The 11,014-nt window shown below is 60.3% G+C and carries 11 protein-coding genes; 3 read left to right on the forward strand and 8 right to left on the reverse strand.

Annotation, left to right across the window (positions count from 1 at the left end):
- Nucleotides 1-6 precede the first annotated feature (6 nt).
- Nucleotides 7-948, forward strand: coding sequence for a glutathione synthase (gene gshB, locus RDL77_RS03760; protein WP_288191853.1), 942 nt, complete (start codon nt 7-9; stop codon nt 946-948).
- Here gshB and RDL77_RS03765 read toward each other — a convergent pair.
- A complete protein-coding gene (locus RDL77_RS03765; protein ID WP_288191854.1) occupies nt 945-1,844 on the reverse strand; it encodes a LysR substrate-binding domain-containing protein in 900 nt (299 codons plus the stop codon). The two genes, gshB and RDL77_RS03765, sit on opposite strands and share 4 nt — an antisense overlap.
- A 145-nt stretch (nt 1,845-1,989) precedes the next feature.
- Between RDL77_RS03765 and RDL77_RS03770 the strand changes: the two genes are divergently transcribed.
- Entirely contained in the window at nt 1,990-2,871 is an 882-nt protein-coding gene (locus tag RDL77_RS03770) for an MBL fold metallo-hydrolase (protein ID WP_288191945.1), read from the forward strand.
- A 148-nt stretch (nt 2,872-3,019) separates the two neighbouring features.
- Nucleotides 3,020-4,552, forward strand: a complete 1,533-nt coding sequence (locus RDL77_RS03775; protein ID WP_288191855.1) for a YifB family Mg chelatase-like AAA ATPase — start codon at nt 3,020-3,022, stop codon at nt 4,550-4,552.
- 63 nt (nt 4,553-4,615) lie between these two features.
- Here the strand turns inward: RDL77_RS03775 and RDL77_RS03780 are convergent, their stop codons facing one another.
- The 7 genes from RDL77_RS03780 to dnaJ form a co-directional block, all read right to left on the reverse strand.
- A complete protein-coding gene (locus tag RDL77_RS03780; RefSeq protein WP_223614003.1) occupies nt 4,616-5,239 on the reverse strand; it encodes a transglutaminase-like cysteine peptidase in 624 nt (207 codons plus the stop codon).
- A gap of 322 nt (nt 5,240-5,561) precedes the next feature.
- Complete coding sequence (locus RDL77_RS03785) at nt 5,562-6,839, reverse strand: polyhydroxyalkanoate depolymerase (RefSeq protein ID WP_288191856.1); 1,278 nt, start codon at nt 6,837-6,839, stop codon at nt 5,562-5,564.
- 193 nt (nt 6,840-7,032) lie between these two features.
- Nucleotides 7,033-7,320 (reverse strand): DUF1330 domain-containing protein, encoded by a 288-nt coding sequence (locus tag RDL77_RS03790; RefSeq protein ID WP_288191857.1) that lies wholly within the window; start codon nt 7,318-7,320, stop codon nt 7,033-7,035.
- Nucleotides 7,321-7,375: 55 nt separating this feature from the next.
- Nucleotides 7,376-8,071 (reverse strand): orotidine-5'-phosphate decarboxylase, encoded by a 696-nt coding sequence (gene pyrF / locus RDL77_RS03795; RefSeq protein WP_288191946.1) that lies wholly within the window; start codon nt 8,069-8,071, stop codon nt 7,376-7,378.
- A 97-nt stretch (nt 8,072-8,168) separates the two neighbouring features.
- Complete coding sequence (locus RDL77_RS03800) at nt 8,169-8,750, reverse strand: NADPH-dependent FMN reductase (RefSeq protein ID WP_223614000.1); 582 nt, start codon at nt 8,748-8,750, stop codon at nt 8,169-8,171.
- Nucleotides 8,751-8,786: 36 nt separating this feature from the next.
- A complete protein-coding gene (gene pmtA / locus RDL77_RS03805) occupies nt 8,787-9,380 on the reverse strand; it encodes a phospholipid N-methyltransferase PmtA (protein ID WP_288191858.1) in 594 nt (197 codons plus the stop codon).
- Nucleotides 9,381-9,464: 84 nt separating this feature from the next.
- Complete coding sequence (gene dnaJ, locus RDL77_RS03810; protein ID WP_223613999.1) at nt 9,465-10,595, reverse strand: molecular chaperone DnaJ; 1,131 nt, start codon at nt 10,593-10,595, stop codon at nt 9,465-9,467.
- Between the last annotated feature and the right edge of the window lie 419 nt (nt 10,596-11,014).

Consider the following 11,014-nt stretch of genomic DNA (forward strand, 5'->3'; position numbering starts at 1 on the left):
CGTTCCATGGCATTGAAAGTCGCGGTCCAGATGGACCATATCAATTCGATCCGCATCGCAGGCGATACGAGCTTTGCCCTGTGCCTCGAGGCGCAAGCCCGCGGCCACGCGCTCTATCACTACACGCCGGACCGGCTCAGCATGCGCGACGGCATCGTTCGCGCGCGGGTGGAAGAGCTGCAGGTCCGCGACGTGGAAGGCGACCACTTCACCCTGGGTGAACCGGTTTCCCGCGACCTGTCCGAGATGGATGTGGTGCTGCTCCGGCAGGACCCGCCCTTTGACATGAACTATATCACGACAACGCATCTGCTCGAGCGCATCCATCCGAAAACGCTTGTCGTCAACGATCCGGCGTGGGTGCGCAACAGCCCGGAAAAAATCTTCGTCACCGAATTCCCCGACCTCATGCCCGATACGCTGATCACCAAGGATCCGCAGGAGATCGTGGCCTTCCGCAAGGAGTTCGGCGACATCATCCTCAAGCCACTCTACGGCAATGGCGGCGCCGGCGTGTTCCATCTCGCCGATGGCGACCGCAACCTGACATCGCTGCTGGAAATGTTCGGCCAGATGTTCCGCGAGCCGATCATTGCACAGCGCTATCTCAAGGATGTGCGGGCCGGTGACAAGCGCATCATCCTGATCGACGGCGAGCCGGTCGGTGCGATCAACCGCGTGCCGTCGGAAAGCGATGCGCGCTCCAACATGCATGTGGGCGGGCGGGCCGAGAAGACCGAACTGACGGAACGCGAGCGCGAGATCTGCGCGCGCATCGGCCCTTCCCTGCGGGAGCGCGGCTTCATTCTCGTCGGCATCGATGTCATCGGCGACTACATGACCGAAATCAACGTGACCTCGCCGACGGGCATACGCGAAGTCAAGCGCTTCGGCGGCGCCGATATCGCCGCGCTGTTCTGGGACGCTGTCGAGGCCAAGCGGCGCTAACTGCGCCGTTCCCGTTCCATCGCCTCAAGGATATCGACAAAGGCGCGCACGCGCGCCGGCCTGTATTTGGCCGGCGGATAGACCGCATGAATGCCGCCCGCCGGCAAAGACCAGCCGGGCAGCAGGCGCACGAGCCGGCCGGCCGCAATATCCTGCACCACCTGGTAGTCCGGCATGACGGCGATCCCGATACCGGCGAGGATGCAGACATAGCTTGCCTCCGTGCCATTGGCGCTGACAACGGACTTGCCCGTCACAACCACCTTTTCATCGCCTTTTGCAAACAGCCAGCGCAACGGTTCCTTCAGCGCCCCGTTGGCGATCCATTTCGCCGCTTCGAGCGCGCCGGGATGCGCAACGCGACCGATCTGCCCGGCATAGGCGGGCGAACAGACGAGATGCTGCTCGAACGTGCCGATCCGCCGGGCCTGCGCGCTGGAATCCTCCAGCCAGCCGACACGGATCGAGAGATCAAGCTCATTGTCGACCAGATCGAATTTGACATCGGTGAAGGTGAGATCGGCCTGCATCTGCGGATGGCGCTGAAGATAAAGCGCCAGAGCCGGCGCCACAACCTTTGCGCCATAATCCAGCGGCGCTGTCAGCATCAGGGTCCCGACAGGTGTTCCGGTCTCGGACGACACCTCCTCGATCGCGTTTTCGGCCTCGCGCAGGACGACGATGCAACGTTCGTAGAAGCGCCGCCCCGCCTCCGTCGTCCGCAGCCGCCGTGTCGTGCGGATCAAGAGCGCCGTGCCCAGTTCCTCCTCCAGCTTCGACACCTGGTGGCTGACGACGGCCTTGGCGACGCCCAACCGGTCGGCGGCGGCGGTGAACGATCCCATATCCACCACGGTGACGAAATAGATGAACCTGTTGAAACTGACCGCGGGCATGACACGCCTTATTATACGAAATAATCATACAGTCTGTCATTTTGATCGGGATTTTTCAAGAAACCCGTCCATGTCACTATATGCCCCACAGTGAGAAACCGAGCGAGGACCAGACGTGCGAACCCTTCTGACACGACGCGATACGATGAAATCCCTTCTGGCAGCCGGTGCCGTGGCGGCCCTGCAGCCGCTCAGCGCCATTGCGGCCAGGGCCGCTTCCACGCTGGCATGGACCTATTTCCAGGCGGATGAGAACGGCTTTCGCCGCACGCCCGTGCTGCTGACCGGCGAGAAGGAAGCGATCCTGCTCGATGGCGGGTTTACACTCTCCGATGGACGCGCGGTTGCCGATGCGATCAAGGCGACCGGCAAGACCCTGACAACGATTTACATCAGTTGCAGCGACCCCGATTACTATTTTGGCCTGCGTCCCATCGTCGATGCCTTCCCCAAGGCAAAAGTCCTTGCGGCGCACGCCACCGTGGACGCCATCAAGGGCAACGTACAGGGCAAGCTCGACGTCTGGGGGCCGCAGCTCAAGGACAATGGACCGAAGGTGCTGGCGGATGTCGTCATTCCGGAAGCCTCAGACCTGTCTTCGCTCGACCTGGAGGGAAACAGGATCGAGATCGTCACCATCAAGGATATGAAGGATCGCCGCTATCTCTGGGTGCCCGGGCTTGAAGCGGTTTTCGGCGGTGTGCTGGTTTCATCAGGCGTCCATGTCTGGGTTGCGGACGAGCCGGCCGTGGAAGACCGGAAGAAGTGGATTGCCGCGCTTGACGAAATGGCGGCGCGCAATCCCCGGATCGTCGTGCCGTCGCATCAGGTTGCCGGTGCCCCGCAGGGACCGGCGGCGGTAAAATTCACCCGGAACTATCTCGAGACGTTCAACACGGAAGCCGGGAAAGCCAAGACCAGCGGCGAACTGATCTCCGCCATGAAGGCGCATTACCCCGACCTGCTCGATGTCTCATCGCTTGAACTGGGCGCCAAGGTCGCCAAAGGCGAGATGAAATGGGGCTGATCGTCCCCGGCTGAACCGCATCGCGCCGAATTCCATCCCGGTGCGATGCGGCCGTTCTCCTAACGTTCTTGTCATGCCGCACAAATTATGATGAGGTGCCGTTATTGGCACTGTTCATTTTTTAGATGCGGTATTTTAGGAACGATTGATGGTCACCCGCGTGCGCACCGTCGCATTTCAGGGCATTGAGGCCCAGCCTGTCGATGTGCAGGTGATGATCGCCCCCGGCAAAATGGGAATCCATATTGTGGGCCTGCCCGACAAGGCCGTGGCCGAAAGCCGCGAACGCGTGCAGGCGGCGCTGCATGCCTCCGGCCTGTCCCTGCCGCCCAAAAAGGTGACCGTCAATCTTGCGCCGGCGGATCTGCCCAAGGAAGGCAGCCATTATGACCTGCCGATCGCCATGGGCCTGATGGCGGGGCTCGGCGCCATTCCCGCCGATGTGCTGGAGGCCTATGTCGTTCTCGGGGAACTGTCGCTCGACGGCACGATCACCCATGTGGCCGGGGTTCTTCCCGCCGCGATCTCCGCCAACCGGCAGGAGCGCGGCCTGATCTGCCCCGCCCCCTGCGGCCCCGAGGCTGCCTGGGCGGGCGCGCAGATCGATATTCTGGCGCCGCGCAGCCTGATCAGCCTCGCCAATCATTTTCGCGGTCATCAGGTGCTGTCGCGCCCTGAACCGTGCCTGCAGACCAATGCAACCGATCTGCCCGATCTGAGCGATATCAGGGGACAGGAAGGCGCCAGGCGCGCACTCGAAGTCGCGGCGGCAGGGGGTCATAACCTTCTCATGATTGGACCTCCCGGTTCGGGAAAGTCCATGCTCGCGCAGCGGCTTCCGTCCATCCTGCCGCCGCTGCTGCCGCACGAATTGCTCGAGGTGTCGATGATTGCTTCGGTCGCTGGCGAATTGCCGGGCGGCAGGCTCACCGACCGGCGGCCGTTCCGGGCACCGCACCATTCCGCCTCCATGGCGGCGATGGTCGGCGGCGGCATGCGCGCCCGCCCCGGTGAAGTCTCCCTCGCCCATCGCGGCGTGCTGTTTCTGGATGAATTTCCCGAATTCGCGCCCCAGGTGCTCGACTCCCTGCGCCAGCCGCTGGAAAGCGGAGAATGCGTGATCGCCCGCGCCAATCACCGTATTTCCTATCCGGCGCAAATCCAGCTCGTGGCCGCCATGAACCCCTGCCGCTGCGGCATGGCCGGAGAACCGGGACACCGCTGCGCCCGGGGGCCACGCTGCCGCCAGGATTACCAGGCCCGCATTTCGGGGCCGCTGCTTGACCGCATCGACCTTCGCATCGACGTTCCCGCCGTCAGCGCCGCCGATCTCATCCGCCGCCCCGTTGCCGAAAGCAGCGCATCGGTCGCACTGCGCGTTGCCCACGCCCGGGACCTGCAGAGACGCCGCTACGAACAAATGGGATCGCCCGCCGTGACAGTGAACGCCCATTGCCCCGCGGCGTTGATCGAGGAGGTTTCCCGGCCAGACAAGCCCGGCCAGGCACTGCTGCAGCAGGCTGCCGAACAGATGCGCTTTTCCGCACGCGGCTATCACCGGATTCTCAAGGTGGCGCGGACATTGGCCGACCTTGACGAGGCCGAAGCCGTCGGGCGCATTCACGTGGCTGAGGCTATTTCCTACCGGATGGCACAGGACGCAGCCAACGAGGCGGCGTGAAATGTACAAAAGCAAATGCCGGACCTTGGTGGTCCGGCATGTCTTGATTGCCTTGGCGGTGGTTTAGTGAACCGACCCGACCAGAATATTGCTTGGGGCTTCGATGCTGACCCAGCGGCCGGTGTTGTTGGTGGCCTGGCGCTTCAGGTAGGTGTACCCGGTTTCGGACCAGTTCTTGACGCTGTCAGCAAGGTTGTCGAGGATGAAATCGCCAGTGTCGGTGCGCACCGTCAGAACCGCATGGCCTTCGCCATCGGGCTTGCGCACAACCGTGATCAGCAGATCAGCCGGGGAAACGCCCGCCTGCATCAGTTCACGGCGCTTTTCCAGGACATAGTCTTCGCAATCGCCGACATTGCCGACCTTGTCGGGATAGCCCCAATATTCCTCGACGCCGTAAATTTCCATGTCCGTCAATGGCTTGACCGTCTGGTTCACATGGCTGTTGACGTTGACGATCAGCTCCCAGAAATCACGCGTCATCTTGGCCGGCGCAACATTGCGGCTGCGGATCGAGCACTCATCCGGCAGGCGCTTGCAGAATTCGTAATGGCCGATCGGCTGGGATGTCAGACCGCCGGTCTGCATGAAAGCTTCAGCTGCCGAGGCGGAATTTGCGATGAGTGCGCCAGCGAAAAGTGCCGCAGCGACCCCCATCGACCTCAAAATCTTTACCGCTCCGAACATGCCTTACTCCGAACCCAACCAGCCTTCGTTAACAAAACGTTAATGGCCGGGAGGGATATGAGTCAATCACAATGGCGCCACGATCCCGCCATTGTTAATATATGGTTAAAATTTGAACTTCCTAGATTTTGACGAAAATTTGAAGGTTGTACACGGCGGCAGCTCACAACCACAGGACGATGACGCCCTTGCCGACCGCCTGCGGAAGGTACGCGGTCATGTCAGTAGCGATTTGAATTCATTGCGTTTTATTGAAGCGCGAAAGAAAACTGCCGGAAGATTCAGTCTTCCGGCATGGCTGTCTGATAATCGGACAGCGTGTTCAGCTGCGTGCGCGTTTACCGATCGGGGTGACATTGCTCTTGCGGTTGGCCTGCGCATGGTCGTTAACGAATTGGACGATACGTGGTGCAATTTCAGCACGGAAACGCGATCCGTTGAACACGCCGTAATGGCCGACCTTGGCCTGCAGATGATGCATGCGCATGGCGTCAGGGATGTTCACACACAGCGTTTGGGCGGCCTTGGTCTGCCCGACACCGGAAATGTCATCGTTCTCGCCCTCGACCGTCAGCAGCGCAACGGTGCGGATCGACGCGGGATCGACCAGCTTGCCCCGGTGGGTCATCTCACCCTTGGGCAGGGCGTGGCGGACAAAAACCGTATCGACCGTCTGCAGGTAGAATTCCGCAGTCAGATCCATCACCGCCAGATATTCGTCGTAGAACTCACGGTGCTTGTCGGCGGAATCGCCATCTTCCTTGACCAGATGCATGAAGAATTCCTTGTGCGCCGTGATGTGGCGATCAAGATTCATGCTCATGAAACCGGAAAGCTGCAGGAAGCCGGGATAGACGTCGCGCATGAAGCCGGCATGCGGCCATGGCACCGACATGATGACATTGTCGCGGAACCAGTCGATGCCCTTCTCCTCGGCCAGGATATTGACCGCGGTCGGGTTCTTGCGTGTATCGATCGGTCCGCCCATCAGCGTCATGCTGGACGGCGCAAACCGGTCGCCATTGGCTTCCATGACCGACACGGCGGCGAGAACCGGGACTGATGGCTGGCAGACCGCCACCACATGGGTGTCTTCGCCCAGAGCGTGGAACATGTCGATGACATAATCGATGTAGTCATCCAGATCGAAACGGCCTGCGGTCAGCGGCACGGTGCGCGCATCGACCCAATCGGTGATGTAGACGTCCGCATGGGGCAGCAGGGCTTCGACGGTGCCGCGCAGCAGCGTGGCATAGTGGCCGGACATGGGCGCAACCACCAGAATCTTCGGGTCCGCAGCACGCTTTGACGACAGCGCGCGCTTGAAGTGGATCACGTTGCAGAACGGCTTTGACCAGACGATCTTTTCGCGGATTTCCACTTCCTCGCCGTCCACGACGGTCGTTGGAAGATTGAAAACGGGCTTGCCGTAGGTGCGCGTGGTTCGTTCGAACAGCTCGCAGCCCGCCGTAATGGATCGGCCGATAATCGTCTGCGAAAAGGGATTGAGCGGATTGTCGTAGAACAGCTTGGTTGCATCCGCGAGGGCCCGGAAGGGCTGGAGAGCGGCATGATTGAGTTCATAAAGCTGGTAAAACATTCCACTGTCCGATCATATCAACACAACGGCGATCTCACAAACATGATCATCAAAGATGAAAATGTTCTTGATGGGAGAATGACCCTAGCCGGTTTGATCGATATTGCAATGCAACAAACGGATTAGTGAAAAGAAAGATGTTCACAATTTCCTGTGCAGGCGCAACATGAATTGCGCACTGCACAGGTAAAGATCAGGCGCCTTCGACAATGACCATTTCGCCGTCGGCATATTGCTGCCGGATGAGCTTGGCCGCCTGGTATTCCGCTGAGTTGTAGCAATCGAGGGCATGCTGCACCGATGGAAACTCGATCACCACATTGCGGCCGCGCGCCGTGCCTTCCAGTTCATGAAACGTGCCGCCACGCGCCAGGAAATGTGCGCCGAACCGTTCGAAGGCTGGCTTTGCCGTCATTATGTAACCCTTGTAGCCCTCCGCATCGCGAACATCGATGCGCGCTATCCAATATCCCTTGGCCATACATCCTCCACATCATGCATTGTCCGGTGACTCACCCGGACCGCGGCGGATTTGATCAGACGCCCGCCATTTCGGCAAGGATCGCTTGTGCCGCAGCCCTGGGATCGCCGGCGGCAACGATGGGCCGGGCAACCACGAGATGGCTCGCGCCGGCGCGCAGCGCATCGGCAGGCGTCATCACCCGCTTCTGGTCACCCACGTCGGCCCCCTTCGGCCGGATACCCGGCGTGACGACGGCAAGATCCGGCCCGACGATCTTGCGCACGGCGGAGGCTTCGGCCGCCGAACAGACGATGCCGCCCATCCCCGCATGCAGGGCCTGTTCGGCACGGATCAGTACCAGCGTGTGCGGATCGTGCTCGTAACCGGCATCGATCATGTCCTGCTGGTCCATGGAGGTGAGGACCGTGACGCCGAGCAGGCACAGGTCCGAACCGCGCGCAGCCGCCACGGCCGCCTTCATGGCCTTGGGGTAGGCATGCAGCGTCAGCATGGAAACGCCCATCTTGACGATATTCTCGACGCCCTTGGCGACGGTATTGTCGATATCGAGGAGCTTCATGTCCAGAAAGACTTTTTTGCCGGACTGGACGAGTTCCGAGGCAAATCCAAGGCCACCGGCAAAGGCGAGCTGATAGCCGATTTTGTAGAAGGATACCGTATCCCCGAGCGTACCGACGATATCGCCCGCCGCCTTCAGGTCAGGCACATCGAGGCCTACGATGAGGCGATCGCGCAAAGCCGCTTCCATCATGACAAACCACCTTTTCCGTTGATCGCCATCCCATGGCACACCAGCGCCCGATAGGAAAGATCACAACGGCAAAAGGACGGGTAAAAACCGTCTGTCAGCGCGATTTTGCCAGCCGTGCATGGTCGATCAGCGATTGGCAGACCCGTTCCATGGTCCGTGCAGTCCGTTCATCGTGAAACGAGCCATCGCTGGCGAAGGCCTCATGGGCATGGGCCACGGAACATTGTTCGCTGATGATCAGCGTTCCAACATTCATCAGCACGGAGCGCAGGTGGTAGAGCCCCCGGATACCGGCAAAATTGCCGTCGGAGGACGAACAAAGCGCAACGACCTTGCCGGCATAGGGCCGCAAAGGCTTTTCGCCATCGCGCGAAATCCGGCTGACCCAGTCGATGGTGTTCTTCAAGAGCGGCGGGATCGACGAATTGTATTCGGGCGACGCAATGAGAATGCCATCATGGGCGGCAAACAGCCGCCCGAGCTTCATGGCATTCTCCGGTATGCCTTTTTCCTTCTCCAGATCCTGATCCATGATCGGCAGCGGGTAGTCGATGAGGGCTATGCGTGTCACCTCGGCGCCCAGCGCTGCCAATGTCCGGGTGGCGACATCGGCGACCTGGCCGCTGAAAGCACCGGTACGGTTCGAACCTGCGAAAACGAGGATCTTCGGCAGCATGGGGTTCCCTCTGTGGGTCAGACAATGAAAGGCAAATCAGGCGCGGCGGTAAATCCACAGGCGGGCGGGCGGGACATTGCGGATGATGAAATCGAGGTGTTCGATCTTGTAATTGCCGCGGCCGGCGGGAACCGGCGACATCGGACCGTAGGTGATCTGGACGATCGGGCGGCCATGCGGCACGCGGCGCAGCAGGTCCTCGATGATCTTCACTCGGTCGCCGACCGGAAAATTCAGCAACGGCACCGCCGAAACGACCGAATCAAACATCTGGTCCTTGTGACCGCCGAGCGTCTTGTCGAGGTTGAACGCGTCGCCCTCGATAATGTTCACGCCGGGGAAATCCGCGCGCAGATGCGCGGCGAAATCCGAGGAATATTCGACGCAGAACAGATTGTCAGGCGTAACGCCGCGATTGAGAATCGCCCGCGTGATCACGCCGGTACCGGGCCCAAGTTCGAGTACCGGCAATCCGGAATGCGGATTGACGACGCTGGCCATCCGGCGCGCGGTGATGGAACTGGTCGGCAGAATCGAGCCCACGGCCTTCGGTCCATGCATCCAGCCTTTGAAAAACCGGATCTCCTCGCCGAATTTTTCAGCGAGTTTTTTTCCCAGTGGTCGTGTCATTCCCATCCTCCCGTCGCAGGTAGACAAATTTATGACGCAACTCGTGGCGGAAGCAAGGCCAGTTGTCTTAAATCCGTAACAAATTTACTCGCTGAGTCCCTCGAAGAATTCCTTCATGCGGGCAAAAAAGCCTGACGATTGCGGGCTGTTGTCCTGGGACGACACGCGCTCGAACTCTTCCAGCAACTCGCGCTGGCGCTTGTTGAGATTCTGCGGCGTCTCGATGGCAATCTGGATATAGAGATCGCCCATGGCGGGCTGGCGCAAAACCGGCATGCCCTTGCCCTTGAGGCGGAATTGCTTGGCGTTCTGCGTGCCTTCGGGGATCTTGACCCGTGTCTGCGTACCATCAAGCGTGGCCACCTCGAACTGGCCGCCCAGTGCCGCTGTGGTCATGGAAATCGGCACCTTGCAGTAAAGGTCCGATCCATCGCGCTGGAAGAATTCATGCGGTTTCAGCGACAGGAAAATATAGAGATCGCCGGATGGCCCGCCGCGCACGCCCGCTTCGCCTTCCCCGGTCAGCCGGATGCGGGTGCCGTCTTCGATACCAGCGGGAATGTTGACCGAGAGCGAACGCTCCTCGGTGATTCGGCCCTGACCGGAGCACTTCGTGCAGGGATCCTTGATGGTCTGGCCGCGGCCATGGCACGTCGGGCAGGTCCGCTCGATGGAAAAGAACCCTTGCGCCGCCCGGACACGGCCGGAACCGCCGCAGGTGTTGCAGGTGACGGGGGATGTGCCCGGCTTGGCGCCGCTGCCGGAACATTCATCGCAGGTGATGGATGTCGGCACGCGAATCTGCGCCGTCTTGCCCGCATAGGCCTCTTCCAGCGTGATTTCCATGTTGTAGCGAAGATCGGCACCGCGCTCGCGTCCGCCGGAGCGGCGCTGGCGCCCGCCACCCATCATCTCGCCAAAAATATCCTCGAAAATATCGGCAAAGCCACCGGCGCCGCCAAAACCGCCGCCGCCTCCGCCCATGCCGCCATTTTCAAACGCCGCGTGACCGAACCGGTCATAGGCCGCGCGCTTGTTGGGGTCTTTCAAGGTTTCATAGGCTTCGCCGATTTCCTTGAATTTGTGCTCGGCGTTCTCATCGCCCGGATTCTTGTCGGGGTGATATTGCATCGCCAGTTTACGGAAAGCGCTTTTCAGCTCTTTCTCATCAGCGCCTCTCGCTACGCCGAGGGTTTCGTAATAGTCAGCCTTCATCCAAACACTCGTTCCATGAAATCAGAGAGCCTCACGCAGAGGCTCGTTTTAGACCGGTATTTAGGTGTTCAGCGCCCCGAATGCCATAGTCTACTTGGATTGATTCGTTCCACTTGGCGCATATTTGCGCATTATTGCGTTTGTGTGGCAATCCTTCCACGCTTTTATGCACGTGAGAAAACCAAAATGACCCGATCCGCCGCCGTCTGAAGGGCTGGCGCACCGCGATTATCCGCCTGTGTTGACCTGTGTCATTGCTCATAACCGGCCTTCCCCGTTGCCACGCCCGCAATTGCGTCTGGCTGTTGAAAGAGGGAAAGACGGGCGGTCCCTGGAACGCGGGTCTTGGGGTATGCGGTATGCTATGCTTGCGATCCAAGGACCACCCGCTCCGGCGATTTTGAGGTTTTTGCCCTGTT

Origin of the sequence: uncultured Phyllobacterium sp. (assembly GCF_902479695.1) — a bacterium.
GTDB classification, from domain to species: Bacteria; Pseudomonadota; Alphaproteobacteria; order Rhizobiales; family Rhizobiaceae; genus Phyllobacterium; species Phyllobacterium calauticae.